The 14,262-nt window shown below is 40.6% G+C and carries 14 protein-coding genes; 5 read left to right on the forward strand and 9 right to left on the reverse strand.

Annotation, left to right across the window (positions count from 1 at the left end):
- Position 1: 1 nt before the first annotated feature.
- Complete coding sequence (locus tag ACKWCF_RS02290; RefSeq protein ID WP_409479078.1) at positions 2–1,576, forward strand: DHA2 family efflux MFS transporter permease subunit; 1,575 nt, start codon at positions 2–4, stop codon at positions 1,574–1,576.
- On the opposite strand, the gene ACKWCF_RS02295 is transcribed toward ACKWCF_RS02290, so the two are convergent.
- Positions 1,573–2,685: a hypothetical protein gene (locus ACKWCF_RS02295; protein WP_409479079.1), complete on the reverse strand. Its 1,113-nt coding sequence runs from the start codon at positions 2,683–2,685 to the stop codon at positions 1,573–1,575. The genes ACKWCF_RS02290 and ACKWCF_RS02295 overlap by 4 nt on opposite strands.
- 169 nt (positions 2,686–2,854) lie before the next feature.
- Here ACKWCF_RS02295 and ACKWCF_RS02300 point away from each other — a divergent pair, with 169 nt between their 5' ends.
- Entirely contained in the window at positions 2,855–3,727 is an 873-nt protein-coding gene (locus ACKWCF_RS02300; RefSeq protein ID WP_409479080.1) for a M15 family metallopeptidase, read from the forward strand.
- Here ACKWCF_RS02300 and ACKWCF_RS02305 read toward each other — a convergent pair whose 3' ends face one another.
- From ACKWCF_RS02305 to aroF, 3 genes are all read right to left on the reverse strand, one after another.
- Positions 3,728–4,450, reverse strand: coding sequence for a hypothetical protein (locus ACKWCF_RS02305; RefSeq protein WP_409479081.1), 723 nt, complete (start codon positions 4,448–4,450; stop codon positions 3,728–3,730).
- A 69-nt stretch (positions 4,451–4,519) separates the two neighbouring features.
- Positions 4,520–5,242: a bifunctional demethylmenaquinone methyltransferase/2-methoxy-6-polyprenyl-1,4-benzoquinol methylase UbiE gene (gene ubiE, locus ACKWCF_RS02310; protein ID WP_409479082.1), complete on the reverse strand. Its 723-nt coding sequence runs from the start codon at positions 5,240–5,242 to the stop codon at positions 4,520–4,522.
- Positions 5,243–5,244: 2 nt separating this feature from the next.
- On the reverse strand, positions 5,245–6,027 hold the full coding sequence (gene aroF / locus ACKWCF_RS02315; protein WP_409479083.1) for a 3-deoxy-7-phosphoheptulonate synthase: 783 nt from the start codon (positions 6,025–6,027) through the stop codon (positions 5,245–5,247).
- Positions 6,028–6,060: 33 nt separating this feature from the next.
- Between aroF and ACKWCF_RS02320 the strand changes: the two genes are divergently transcribed.
- Genes ACKWCF_RS02320 through ACKWCF_RS02330 form a run of 3 tightly spaced genes read left to right on the forward strand, consistent with a single transcriptional unit; the run spans position 6,061 to position 9,458 of the window.
- Complete coding sequence (locus ACKWCF_RS02320; protein ID WP_409479084.1) at positions 6,061–7,146, forward strand: chorismate-binding protein; 1,086 nt, start codon at positions 6,061–6,063, stop codon at positions 7,144–7,146.
- A 21-nt stretch (positions 7,147–7,167) separates the two neighbouring features.
- Positions 7,168–8,757, forward strand: coding sequence for a 2-succinyl-5-enolpyruvyl-6-hydroxy-3-cyclohexene-1-carboxylic-acid synthase (menD, locus tag ACKWCF_RS02325; RefSeq protein WP_409479085.1), 1,590 nt, complete (start codon positions 7,168–7,170; stop codon positions 8,755–8,757).
- Positions 8,736–9,458 (forward strand): alpha/beta fold hydrolase, encoded by a 723-nt coding sequence (locus ACKWCF_RS02330; protein ID WP_409479086.1) that lies wholly within the window; start codon positions 8,736–8,738, stop codon positions 9,456–9,458. Before menD ends, ACKWCF_RS02330 begins: the two co-directional genes overlap by 22 nt.
- Here the strand turns inward: ACKWCF_RS02330 and ACKWCF_RS02335 are convergent.
- The 5 genes from ACKWCF_RS02335 to add all read right to left on the reverse strand — a co-directional run bounded on the left by ACKWCF_RS02335 (position 9,455) and on the right by add (position 14,259).
- The gene (locus ACKWCF_RS02335) at positions 9,455–10,399 is read right to left on the reverse strand and encodes a S1 family peptidase (RefSeq protein WP_409479087.1); all 945 of its coding nucleotides are present in this window, start codon (positions 10,397–10,399) and stop codon (positions 9,455–9,457) included. The two genes, ACKWCF_RS02330 and ACKWCF_RS02335, sit on opposite strands and share 4 nt — an antisense overlap.
- A gap of 330 nt (positions 10,400–10,729) precedes the next feature.
- A complete protein-coding gene (locus ACKWCF_RS02340; RefSeq protein WP_409479088.1) occupies positions 10,730–11,674 on the reverse strand; it encodes a S1 family peptidase in 945 nt (314 codons plus the stop codon).
- Positions 11,675–11,797: 123 nt separating this feature from the next.
- Positions 11,798–12,733 (reverse strand): prolyl aminopeptidase, encoded by a 936-nt coding sequence (gene pip, locus ACKWCF_RS02345; RefSeq protein WP_409479089.1) that lies wholly within the window; start codon positions 12,731–12,733, stop codon positions 11,798–11,800.
- A gap of 15 nt (positions 12,734–12,748) precedes the next feature.
- Positions 12,749–13,237, reverse strand: a complete 489-nt coding sequence (locus tag ACKWCF_RS02350; RefSeq protein WP_409479090.1) for a hypothetical protein — start codon at positions 13,235–13,237, stop codon at positions 12,749–12,751.
- 2 nt (positions 13,238–13,239) lie between these two features.
- Entirely contained in the window at positions 13,240–14,259 is a 1,020-nt protein-coding gene (add, locus tag ACKWCF_RS02355) for an adenosine deaminase (protein ID WP_409479091.1), read from the reverse strand.
- Positions 14,260–14,262: the final 3 nt, after the last annotated feature.

Here is a 14,262-nt window from a genome sequence, read left to right on the forward strand (position 1 = left end):
CATGGGCATGACTAAAGAATCAAAGCTAATCGTCTTCGTTGCCGTATTAGCTTCTCTTTTAGAAATTATTGACTCTTCAATTGTGAATGTCGCACTTCCTACGATGATGGGAAACTTAGGTGCCACACTTGAAGATATTTCGATGGTCATCACAGGCTATGCGATTGCCAATGCGATTATCCTTCCGGTATCTGCGTGGTTAAGTGAACGTTTTGGCCGTCGTCAATACTATTTAACGTGTATTATTTTATTCACAGTGGCTTCTGTACTTTGCGGTTTAGCTCCTAATCTTGAAACATTAATTGTGTTTCGTATTTTTCAAGGTTTAGCGGGCGGAGCGCTACTTCCTACATCACAGTCTTTAATCTACGAACAATTCCCAAAAGAAAAAGCCGGTATGGCGGGTGCCATCTTCGGGATGAGTGTAATGGTTGGGCCAGCACTGGGTCCGGTGATGGGTGGATTTTTAACAGATAATTTCGGTTGGAGATCGATCTTTAATATTAATCTACCGTTAGGTTTATTGGCTTTAGTGATCGGTATGATCGCGATCAAAAATCCTTCGTACCAACAAGCTAAAGAAGGTGAAGAGCGCGCCAAACCAAAACTTGATGTTTTAGGTTTAACACTTTTAGTTTTAGGTATTGGCTGTCTTCAGTTCGTGCTTGAACGTGGTGAAGCTGTTGATTGGTTTTCTTCAACAGCCATTGTCGTTAATACAATCATTGCAGCTGTTACTCTACCTTGGTTTGTGATCTGGCAATTAAAATGTGAACATCCGATTATCAACATTCGTTTATTCAAAGAAAAAGTTGTGCAATCGGGCGTGATTTTAATGGCGCTATTAGGATTCTTTCTTTACGGCGTGGTGTTCTTGCTGCCAGTTTTCTTAGGAAGAATTTATCACTACGATGCTACACAAATCGGTATCATGTTTATTCCAGGCTCATTGGTCACGATGGCAATGATGCCAGTGATTGGTAAATTGTTACAGTCTGGAAAAAACCCGAAAGTTCTGATTGCGCTTGGTTTTATCGGCTTAGAATTAACCTTAGCTTTGATGGCGATTTTATCTCCGCAGTCATCACAACAACATGTGCTGTATTCGCTGTACATGCGTGGTCTTGCCCTGTCGTTCTTATTTGTTCCGATCAATTCGTCGATCTTAAGTCAGTTTAACGGAAAAGAATTAGGGCAAGTTTCGGGAATGTTAAATTTATTCCGTCAAATCGGCGGAAGCATAGGTATTGCGTTTGTGGCGACGATGTTAAATAAACGTACCCACCAAAATTATGCCGATATGGCTGCGAACGTCACAGCCTTTGATGTGCAAGCGCAAAACTTTTCACAAAGTATGAGTAACGGCATGGCTATGAAAATGGCCGAAGGGGTTGGTTTTGATGTGGCTCACAGATCAGGTGTGCAGTTGTTACTTTACAAAGTGCAAAATCAAGTTTTTATGATGACCTTCTTACAGCTGATTTTCATCATGATGATTATTTTAGCTTTTGCTTTTATTCCGCTTTACACCATGAAACTTAAAAAGGGTTCTGTTAAACCCGTTGATGCACACTAGTTTAGATTTTCAATAGACAGAAAAAATCTCTCGAGGTGGTTTTTCACAACATCGGCATCTGAAGACAAAGTATCAGCGGTTTTTAATAACTCTGATTTTTTGTTTTTAAAAGATGTCAGAATATTTTGTTTGGCTTGCGCTGAAGCTAAATTCCAGCCTTCTGTCTCAAGCGGCAGCGAGACTTGATAGCTTGTTGTTATCAGAGAAAAATTGAAATCCTGAGGAATGGCAATCCATTTTCCGGCTGCATTTTCAACCAGTTTCATATTCCAAAGGTTTTCATCTGTGGCAGAGTCAATGCGATATCCAGTTGCCGTTTTTTGAATAAAATAATCACCGTTACCGATCATATTTTGAAATAAAACAGCACGTGCAACATCGTCTCTGTCTACAGCAGGATGTTGTTCAACTGAGGTAAAGACAAACGATGCTAATTTTTCTAAATCATCTGGAGCCGTATCGTACTTAGTTACGTCATTAACGCCGCGAATAGCTTTTAAGTTATTACGCTTACGAAAATCTCCATAATCTTCTAGAAAAAATGCTTGGTATTTATAATTAGTTTTTGCCTGCATAATTGATGGCGTATCGGTATCTTCATACGCCATCATAATCGGGCGGGCTCTAAAGGCAGGTATTTCAAGAACATCCATAAAACGATAAATTAAAGCTTCACGATGTGCTGTAAAAGAAGCTTTAACAGCATCCATGGCAGTTGCATCGTCTTGCTCGACACAATGGGTGTGTAAGTCGATTGATTTCACATTCGCAAAGAGCGTGTTTTGTTTTAAAGCTTTATCGAGTTTGAGTTCCAATTTAGGTAGAGTGCAAAATTGAGTTGAACTAAAACCCTTAATATTTATTTTGACCGGAATCTGAATAATTTGATTGTTGTCAGTGTAGGAAAGGGTTCCTTGCACCGATACCTTTTTAACTTCAAAAAAAGAGAGCTTTTTTGCATTTAACAAAGTACTGATCGGCGCGGTAAGTTTAAAATCAAGAACATCATAACTTGAAAAAATACCGGTTGTCGGCGCAGTAAAAGCCGGTGTTAAAGCCTGAGCAGTTGATAAAAGAAAAAGGCCACAGATAAATAAAACTGTTTTCATCGGGCGATTCTACAGCTGGAACAGTTAAGTTAAAAGATGTCAAAAAACTCAACAGCAGATTTTTCATAGAGCCCAAGAGGGGGCCGCTGTAAAAGACTCAGACAATGTAAGGCCTTTAAAAGCTATAAATTCGCTTTTGCGTGGCCCTGTAATGGCAAGTTTTCGGGGTATGAAAAACCTTAAAGCTTTAGCCCTGACAATGACCCTAATGACGACTGCCAAAACTATGGCTTTTGACCAAGCTAAAGCGATCAAAAACTGTGAAAGAATCTATTACACTTACAATGCCTGCGGGAAAGAGTTCACTGTTAAAGGCGATTCATTTTACTTTGCAAAAACCAACGCCTACGTTCGTTGTACCGATGGCCAAGATTTAAAATTTTATGATCGTATGAACAATATGGATATGGCTTCGATCTTAATGATTCCCTATGAAACAGGTGAGATTTCATTTCCAGAAAAAAGATTAAACAATGATCCAGGCCGTTTACGTTCAGAAGACATGTTAAAAACGGTGTTTGGTGATAGTGAAGAAGCAGTTAGAAAAAACCTAGTACCGATCACTTTCTTAGGTCATCAAATGAAGTTTCAGAAAAAACTAGGCGCTGCTAAAGCGTTACAAAATGTCTCTGATCAAATCGAAGCGGCTATGAAGTCTGATCCAACAATTAGTGAATTTTTAAAAGATTTTTTATCAAAGAAAGTAAAACCAGGAACTTTCAACTGGCGTTTAATCGCTGGTACAAACCGTTTATCAACACACTCTTTCGGTCTATCGATAGATCTGGTGGTTCCGCAAATCAAAGCGCAGTACTGGTTATGGGATGAAAAAGCCCGCAATCCTGAATTAGCAAAGCAAGGCGAAGTGGCCTACGAAAATATTCATTACATTTCACAAAAGACACCGAACTTTCACCCAACGGTAGTAAAGATCTTTGAATCAAACGGTTTTATCTGGGGTGGTAAATGGAATCACTACGATACGATGCACTTTGAATATAGGCCCGAGTTTTTCCCGGGCTATAAAATTAACTGCAATTAATTAGTGAATAATGATCGCGCCTTTTTCTGAAAACTGGCGCAGATCGTAAGAATCAAAACCATCTGCACGAACACTGACATATGATTTCATAGAAGCTTTCTCGATAAATCTTTTAATATCGTAAGAATCAAATGGGCGACCCACGATAACACGAGCACCTCTTTCGATAAATGTACGAGTGTCGTAACTGTCAAAACCATCTGTATCTACAGTGACACGCTCATGGCCTTTGTCGATAAAAGTTTTGATATCGTATGTGTCGAATTTTTTACCCACAGTGATTGAACCACCGCGATCTAAGATTTGGCGAACATCGTAAGCATCTAAATCATCTTGGTCATAGATAATGCTAGCTCCTTTATCTGCAAAACTACGAAGGTCATAAGAATCAAAACCTTTTCCAATCACTGTGACATAAGACTTCACTTTGGCTCTATCGATCAGGCTTCTAATATCGTAAGTATCATAGGGTTTACCTGTGATGATACGAGCCCCGCGCTCAACAAAAATACGTGAGTCGTATGTGTCAAAACCCACCGTACGAACGGTTACGCGCTCGTGGCCGATATCGATAAAACTTTTGATATCGTAGGTATCGAACTCGCTACCAACTTCAACGGATTCACCACGGTTTAACATCTGTTTGATGTCGTAAGCGTCTGCGGCCAATGAAGAAATGCCCGCAAATAAAGCGAATATTAAAATAAATAGATACTTTGACACTGAAATTCCCCTTTTATTGATGTGCTACCGAGAAATAGCAAGGAGAAGGCCAAAGACATTAAGACACCGCTACTTAACAGTGCCTTTGTAGATATAAGCGATACCGAAGCTTACTGTTGTGTAAGACATTTCAGAGAACGCGCCTGATTGTTTCATTAAATCAAGAAACTGTTCTTTGCACGGAAACGCTGCTGAAGATTTTTGTAAGTACTCGTAAGCATCGCCTTGGCCAGTCACTAAACCGCCGATTTTAGGTAATACTTTTTCAGAGTAGAAATTGTATAAACCAGAAATCACTGGAAAATCCATTTTGCCGAATTCAAGAACCATAACTTGGCCGCCTGGTTTAACCACGCGAGCTAATTCTTGTAACGCTTTAACAGGGTCATTTACGTTTCTGATACCGAATGAGATTGATGAAACATCAAAGCGCTTATCAGTAAATTGCAATTGAGTAACGTCAGCTAATTCAAAATGAATATCTAAGTTTTGTGCTTTAGCTTTAGCTGGAGCTGGCTCTAACATTTCTTTGCAGAAATCTGTTCCGACAACTTCACCCGTTGTACCCACAGTTTTTTTGAATTCAATGGCAAGGTCACCAGTACCAGTTGCGCAGTCTAAAACTTTCATTCCGGCTTTAGCGCCGCTTAACGCTACTAGCTTTTTTCTCCATAAGTGGTGGATGCCAACCGATAAAACTGAGTTAGCTTTATCGTACTTAGCGGCCACTTTAGAAAACATCGAACGAATTTTTTCTGGATCTGGAGATTGACGTTGCGTTTGTGTGTTCATGATTAAGCCTTCTGTAATCGACGGTCGAATGCGGCTAATACGCGTTCTAATTGCTTCATCGTTTTATCAAACGTTTCAAGCGTAAGGGCTTGAGGGCCATCTGATAAAGCCTGTGCTGGGTTCGGGTGAGCTTCGATAATTAAACCATCAGCGCCTGCAGCAGCTGAAGCATAACAAAGTTGTGGAATAAGTTCAGCGATACCAACAGCGTGTGAAGGATCAACGATCACGGGTAATTGAGTATGTTTTTTCGCGTACACAACAGCGTTAAGATCTAACGTGTTACGAGTAGCTGTTTCGAAAGTGCGGATACCGCGCTCGCAAAGAATAACGTTTTCATTTCCGCCAGCTAATACGTAATCAGCGGCTTTGATCCATTCGTCGATGAACGCTGAAAAACCACGTTTTAATAAAACTGGTTTTGGTTGGCGTCCCAATTCTTTAAGCAATGAGTAGTTGTGCATGTTGCGCGCGCCGATTTGGTAACCGTCAACGATGTGAGCGATCTCTTCGATTTGACGAACATCAGTCACTTCAGAAACTAAACCTAAACCCGTAGCTGCTTTAACTTTTTTGATAATATCAAAAGCTTCGGCACCTAAACCTTGAAAAGCTTTTGCAGAAGTACGCATTTTCCAGATACCGCCACGTAAAATAGAAGCTCCAGAATTTTTAACAGAAAGTGCAGTCGTCATAAATTGATTTTCTGACTCAATAGAACATGGGCCTGCGATTACAGTAAATTGCGGACCACCGATTTGAATATTACCAACTTGTACGACCATGAATGCCTTTGCTACAATTGTCACATTGTGGATATGGACCTTAACATAAACGAATTAGAGAGTTCAAACTTTTTAGCTGTCGGAGGATTACTTCAGACAGCTTCAGATCAGTTTATATTGCTTCTGGGAGACAGAAAGCCTGTTTTTAGTGCTGCCTCTGCCAATTCCCATCAGGTTTTCGTTTACAGCCCTCAGTTTTGGGAGTTTTTACAGACAAAAACTGACCGCACACAAGGGCTTTTTCAGGTCGAAAAAACCGTTAAAGTGAGCCGTCAACAACTCCTTCAGTTTTTAGAAAACCATGTCGTAAAAACCGCTACAGACTTGGCGTTGGTGAATAATCACAAAGCTGATTTTGAAGCGCAATTTATGTGGTCGCAAAAAACTTTTAAAAGCGGCGTTTTACAAAAAACAGTTCCCGCTACAAAGTATGAATTTGCCACTCAAGAAAAATTTAATTTCGCGTATCAGTTATATTTGTCATTACAAAAAACTCGCCCAGGTTATATCTACGGTTTATGGGATGAAGCCGGCGGATTTTTAGGATTAACTCCTGAAATGCTAGCGGCGTGGGATGGAAAAACTCTTTCAACAATGGCGTTAGCGGGCACATGGAGTAACGATAAAAAGTTTGCGCATGTTTCTGATGTCGATATGAAAACGCGCGAAGAACATGAGTTTGTGATTAACGATATTCGTGAACGTTTAGGTCAAATCACCGTGGGCGAAACACATATTTTAACGTTACCAACACTAAGCCATCTTAAAACTGAAATTCATAAAAACGATCTTTCGCAAAAAGACTGTGTTGAAGCGTTAGAAAAACTTCACCCAACAGCAGCGCTGGGAATTTACCCGCGTAAGCCTGAAATGGCGCGCGAGTTTTCTGAATTTCCGGTGCAAAAAGAGCGTGGTTTTTTTGGGGCTCCGTTTGGGGTTATTGGTTCTGATTTTGCCCAAGTGATCGTCGGTATTCGTGGCCTAATTTGGAGTGAAAAGCGCCTAAATATCTTTGTTGGTTGCGGCGTAACTGCGCAATCCGACTTGGCAGCCGAATGGCAAGAGCTTGAGACGAAAAAGAAAGCCATTTGCGAAGCTTTTTCGTTGCAGATTTCGTAAACAAGTTTCATACATTAATTTATGACTAACGCCGAACTGGTTTCGCATTTTTATCAGATTCTGATTAATCTTGATGTCGCAGAAGTAATTGTCTGCGCCGGGGCCCGTAATGCGCCGTTAGTTGTTGGTCTTGAAGGCCGCGCCTTTAAAGTAAAATCATTTTTTGAAGAGCGTTCAGCAGGTTTTTACGCTTTAGGAAAAATCAAAGCTTCTGGAAAACCCGTAGCGGTAATCACGACTTCAGGAACAGCGGTGGCCGAACTTTTACCATCAGTGGTTGAAGGTTTTTACCAAGGTTTACCACTGATTGTGGTCAGCGCAGATCGTCCGAAAAACTACCGTGGTTCAGGAGCTCCGCAAGCGATTGAACAGGCGGGGATTTTTACATCTTACGTTCACAAATGTTATGACTGGGATGTAAAGCAAACTGATTTAAAAGTTGAGTTTGATGCTAAAAAACCTCTGCATTTTAATTTATGTTTTGATGAACCGTTGATTGATGGCAACTTTCAGCAAACCACGTCTCGCTTTGTTGAAGTAAATAAAATCGAATCGTTTAAACCGCAGCCTTTCGATGCGGAATACGGGGCTGAAGCTAAACTTTTTAAAAATCCGTTAGTGATTTTAAGTCAGCTTTCTGCGAATGAAAAAGTTCAGGTGAAAGCAGCCCTTTTAAAATATCAAATCTATCACTACGCTGAATCTCTATCTGGTTTATTAGGTGATACTGAGCTTGCGCATTTACAAATTAATAACTGCGACGCTTTATTCGGAAGTTTTTTAGAAAAAAATATTTACTCTTCAGTTCTTCGCATCGGTGGAGTTCCGACATTACGTTTATGGCGTGATTTAGAAAAAAAACACGCGCATATTCCAGTGCTTTCGATTTCAGAACTTCCGTTTTCTGGTTTGGCTCGTAAATCATTGCAGGCCGGTTTTGAAATTGTTGATGCCTTATTAAATGCTGTTGAATATCGTCAAATCGATTTCGCTAAGTTAAACCAACAGCTTCAGGCTAAAAAAGTAACGGCGTTAACTGAGTTTAAAAACTCAGAGCAAAATTTTATTTTTCAATTAAGCCAACTCATCAAATTTCACCCCATCTATATTGGTAATTCGTTACCGATTCGCGAATGGGATCTGTTTTCGCAAGGGTCATTTCCAGATACCTACGGTAATCGTGGAGCCAATGGCATTGATGGCCAGACTTCGACCTACTTAGCTTGGTCTAACCAGTTTGATATGTCGTGGGCGATGATCGGTGATCTAACAGCGATGTATGATCTCGCGGCTCTAGGTTTAAACCGAGATGACAGCAAAGCCTCTCGTAAAAACTTGGTGATTATCAATAATAAAGGCGGCCAGATCTTTAAAAAGGTCTTTGATCACGAGAAGTTTTTAAACCCTCACGATATCCAGTTCAAAGGCTGGGCTGAAATGTTTGGTTGGAACTATCTACAAGTCGTGGACGTGGTTGATCTTTCGGCAGTACAAGATATCATTTCTAAGAAGGAAATGAAGAATTTCGTCATTGAAATTCAAACAGACCAGGCCCAGTCAAATGCGGTCTGGAAATTTATGGATGAAGCATGCAAAACCGTCACATATTAGCGTTACATGGATTTTTAGGTTCTGGAAAAGACTGGTACAAGGTTCAAACATTAACTCCTCGTCACCAGTGGATTACTCCAGATTTATTTTCACCAACGTCGCCAATCGGGGATATCGACTTAGCTTCTTTTAATAAATTGGCTGACCGATTAATTTCTTTTATACCCGACAATACGCAACCTATTTTTGTGGGCTACTCATTAGGGGCGCGAGTTGGTTTACATGTGTTAGAGCGCCATCCAGATCGTTTTAAGAAGTTTATTTTTATCAGTGGGCATCCTGGTCTAACAGACAAAAACGAAAAGGAACAACGTCGTATTAACGACCTTGTGTGGAAAGATAAATTAGAAACCACGCCTTGGACCGAGTTCTGGAATGAGTGGAACGGCCAAGACGTATTTAAAGCCGATAACGACCGCGAATTTTCACGCAATGGCCGCGATATCGACCCTAAAAAACTTGCTTTAGGATTCACAACACTTTCATTAGCCCAGCAAGAAAACAAAGAAGCCGTATTAGCGAAACACGCTGATAAAGTTTTATGGGTTGTGGGTGATAAAGATCAGAAATTCACAAATTTTGCTGAAGATTTAAAACGAAAAAAAATCCTTTCAGGCTATGAAAGGATTTTTAATTCAGGACATCGTGTTCTGTTTGATCAGCCTTCCGCAGTGGCTGATTTAATTGATCAAGTGACTTAGTTAGCTTGCGCTACTGTGTCGTCAGCTTTAGGAGCTTCTACAGCTGGCTTATTTAATTGCTCAGTCGCTAAAGCAATCCACTCTAATTGACCGTACACGCCCGTGTAGATTGCGCCTTCGTTGCAGTTACCTAATTCGTTTGTACCACGGCTAGTAACACCAACTTGGATGTATGAACCGTCTTGAAGTTTTAATAGAGCAGGCCCACCTGAATCTCCGTGGCAAGCCCCTCTTAAATTTGTTTGATTAAAAGACATTTCTTTTTGGTCAGCACTAATGCTAGTTACCACGATATTAGATACTTTTCTTAAAGTACCAGAACCACGACCTGGAAGCTCAACAACCGTTGGCTTTCCGTTTTTGCCTTGAACAACTTTACGGATAACAGCGTTTGTGATGCCGTAACCTGCTAAAGTTAATTTTGAACCTTTAGATAATTGTTTGATTGTTTCAGCATCTGGAAGTTTCACAATTTGGAAATCTTCAGGAGCTGCTTTTTCTAGTTTAACTAAAGCGATATCATTCCAAACTTGAGATTTATCATCTGTAGGTAAGAAATCTGGATGGATCGCACCGTTAGTTGCGTAGATCACTTGTTCTGCTGTTAATTTACGGTCATCTAATCCGAATAATACGGCGATACCACGTAAGTTTTCGTCAGCTAAACAGTGAGCTGCTGTTAAAACTAAATCACGAGCGATTAATGAACCTGTGCAAGTCGCTTCACCCATTGTAGAGATGATTTTTAATTGCACGATACCGTGAGCTTTTTGGAAATTAGTATCAGCTAAAAGACCACCAAGGATATTTGAGTTTTCAACTTGATTAGCGTCTAGATACGAAGTGGGAGCGCGGTTAGCTTGCGGCGCGCATGAAGTAAATAACGCAGCAGCAGTTAAGGCTAGCAAAGCAGCAGTCTGTTTCATCATCCCTGTTTTCATAAGTCCCCCTAAGTATCGTTGACCAGTCGTGGTCTTTGTTTTTCACCGATTGTTTGATGTTCGGTTTCACCGAATTTGAGATCCCCCCGGATGCCCCTCATCCAGCCAAGCTTTGCAGCCGTGCTTTAGAGGACCCAAATTCTGTAGGCGTAATAAAACCCAAGTTGGAACCAGAGTCACAACATTAAACCTTATAGGACATAGAAGAATTACTTATGTTGCTGCTATCGGAGCAGTTTATCAGAGGATTTGCTCGAGATTTAAACAAAAAAATCCCTTCAGGTTGTGAAGGGATTTTTTATCAGAGTATCTGAATTTATTTTTAGAGGTTTATTTCTTATTGATAGCGGCAACCGCTTTAGAGATGAAATCTAATTGGCCAAATACGCCTGTGTAGATAACGCTTTCGTTACAGTTACCTAATTGGTTAGTACCACGGCTCGTAACACCAACTTGGATCTCACTGCCATCTTGTAATTTTAAAAGAGCAGGTCCGCCAGAATCACCGTGGCAAGCGCCTTTTAAGCCTCTTTGATCTAATGTGATTTCTTTTTGGTCTGAAGTAATACGAGTGACGACCATATCAGAAACTTTTCTTAATGTTCCAGAACCTTCACTCGGAAATTCAACAATTTGAGGTCTGCCGTTTTTATCAAGAACAGGCTTGCCGTTTTGATCTTTTTTATAATCACGAACCACAGGGTTAGTAATACCAAAACCTGCAAATGTTAATTTTGAACCTTCAAGTAACTGCTGAATAGTTTTTTCCGTCGGTAAAACAGTTAACTGAAAGTCAGCAGGAGCTGCAGCAGATAATTTTACGATCGCGATATCATGCTGAACAGAAGTATCGCCTTCTTTAGGAGCCGCTACGTAAGCTGGGCTAATGATCCAGTCTTTAGCTGCGATAGTTTGCGCCTTCACATTTGTTAAACCAAAAAGCACATCAACTTTATCAGACGAAGTTTTGCTAGATACACAGTGAGCTGCCGTTAAAACGATATCACGAGTGATAAGGCTTCCTGTGCAGATTGACTCAGAAAGAGTAAGTACTTTGCCGAAAACTTTAAGAACTTTTTTAACTCTTAATTGCACTATGCCGTGAGATTTTTGGTAGCTCGATTCAGCCAATTGGCCGCCCACGATATTCGAGTTTTGAACTTCGTTGGCTTCCAGATATGAAGTGTCAGCGTTTTGTGACTGTGGTGCACATGATGAGAATAGGGCCGTTAAAGCTAATGCGGCAGCAGCGTGTTTCATCATTTCTTTTTTCATATCTTCCCCCTGGGTCTAATTGCGTTCAGCGCAATAAAACCCAAATTGGAACCAGAGTCACAACATTAAATGCTATATGGGGCATAAGAAATGCTTATGCTCCGGAATATGAGCTGAGAACGCTTATAAGGCATCAGCAGCTGCAACGAGTGCGGCTTTAATACCTGGTTCAGCAGCCGCGTGCCCTGCATCCTGGATAATTTTCAGGTTCGCCTCAGGCCAAGCACGGTGAAGATCCCATGCACTTCTTGCAGGGCAAACCACATCGTAACGGCCTTGAACGATATCGCACGGGATGTGTTTGATCTTTGCAATATTTTCTAAAATCCAATTGTTGGTCTTAAAAAACGCATTGTTGATGAAGTAATGGCACTCGATACGCGCAAATTGTAGAGCGTAAGTTGGGTCGTCGAAATCATCGATGGCCTGCACATCAACGAATAGTTTTGAGGTGGCCGCTTCCCACTTGCTCCAAACTTTGGCCGCCGCTAAACGCACATCGGCGTTTTCGTGAGTAAGGCGTTTGTAATAAGCTTTCACGAAATCACCACGTTCTTCAGCTGGAATGTGGTTGTAGTAAGATTCCCAAACATCAGGATAAATTTCAGAAGCTCCATGCTGGTAGAACCAGTGAATCTCTGAAGGACGGCATAAGAAAATTCCGCGTAAAATTAAATGCTGAACTTTTTCTGGATGAGAAATCGCGTAAGTTAAAGCTAATGTTGAGCCCCAGCTTCCGCCGAACACCACCCATTTTTTAATGTTTAAATGTTCACGAATTTTTTCTAAATCAGACACTAAATCCCATGTTGAATTTTCGCGTAATTCAGCAGCTGGAGTTGATTTTCCAGCGCCACGTTGATCGAATAAAACGATACGAAATTTTTTTGGATCAAAGAATCTTCTGTGGTCTTCATTGATACCGCCACCAGGCCCACCGTGTACAAAAACGACAGGAATTCCGTTCGGGTTTCCGGCTTGTTCCACATAAAGGGTGTGGATGTCAGAAACTTTGAACATTTCGGTCTTAAAGGCTTCGATTTCTGGATAAAAACTCATGGATAGCTCCGTTATTTAAAAATTTTCGATAATGACAACAATTAAAAAAATCGCAATCAAAGATATTAAAATAAAATTTGTCAGACGACTTTTCGGTGCAAAATTTTTTTCGAGCTGAACTTTGGTGTAATAATCAACTAGAGGTAAGCGATGGGTGGCGCATAAAGTTAAATCAGTCGTAGTATATTCGCACTTTGGGCAATAAAGTTCGTTGTCCGGTAAAAAATGACTGTCTTCTTTTAGGGGGATTCCTAAATCATGCAGATATTTTTTGATGAGCAATAAGGATTCGGAACTTACTTCAATAAAAAGAAATTCTCCTAAAGGAGTCACTGGCTCTTGATGGCGTTCATAATAGTTTTTACTGGCCACTTGTTGTTGGTATTTCGCCACAAGATCTTGATCAATTTCGATTTTGTACGGATGCCCAAGCGGATCAATTTTTTCTTTGATCTGGTTGATCTGCGGTTCAGAAAAAGGGCCCAGGCGAATCGTTTTTGCCATGATTAACCTTTAAACGCCGCCGTCTTTTCTGCTAGTGGAATAAAACTTTTATTAAAGGCAACTTCATTACAGCGGGTGAATTCTTTTAAGCCGAACCCCTGATATTCTTGAACGATCAAATAATCATCAGTCAGAACTGATGCGAACATTCCAGGGTCATCTGAATTTAAAGTCACTGGCACACCCGCATCGTAAAGTTTTTTAAGCGGGTGAGTCTCGTAAGAAGCAAAAGCTTGCGTCAGGTAGTTGCTATAAGGGCAGACTTCTAACGGAATGTCTTTTTCAATCAACAGCTGCATAACATCTTTGTGATTGATGGCTTGAATACCGTGGCCGATACGTTCAGCGCCTAAAATTTGAATAGAATCTTTAATCCATTGGCCAGCTTCTTTATCTGGAGTTTCGCCACTGTGAACCGTAATATGAAGCCCGGCTTTTTTAGCGCGTTCAAAGTCTTTGGCAAATTTTCTCGGTTCTGAACCCATTTCGTTATCGGCTAAGTCTAAGGCTAAAAAAGTGTCTTTATTTTCAATAGCGAAATCAGTCACTGAAGAGACTTTTTCCAGAGGCAAAATTCTTTGTAAAATACAGATTAAGCCGGTCGCGATCGGCATTTGTTTTTTAGCGCGGTTTAGACCACGCACGAACGCTTGGTGAATTTTTTCGTAAGTTAAACTGGCGTGGCCATCGGCAATAAATGTGGGTGCGTAGCGCATTTCGCAAATACGAACGCCATCATTAAACGCATCTTCGCACGCTTCAAAAGCTAAACGTTCTAAGATTTCTTCAGAAGCTAAAACCTTTTGGGCGATTAAAAACTTAGATAGAACGGCGTTTAAATCCTTCATCGGCTCAGTCACTAAAAAATGCGAACGCTGCTGCGCTGAGTTTTTAGGGATTTCGATCTTTAAAGTTGTCGCTATTTCAAGCAAAGTGCTCCATCTCATTGAGCAATCTAAATGGCGATGCAAGTCAATTTTCGGAAGTGAGCGGAGTTCTTGAATAGATAGTTTTGATGACATAAA

It is taken from the genome of Pseudobdellovibrio sp. HCB154 (genome assembly GCF_046267985.1).
Classification (GTDB): Bacteria; Bdellovibrionota; Bdellovibrionia; order Bdellovibrionales; family Bdellovibrionaceae; genus Pseudobdellovibrio.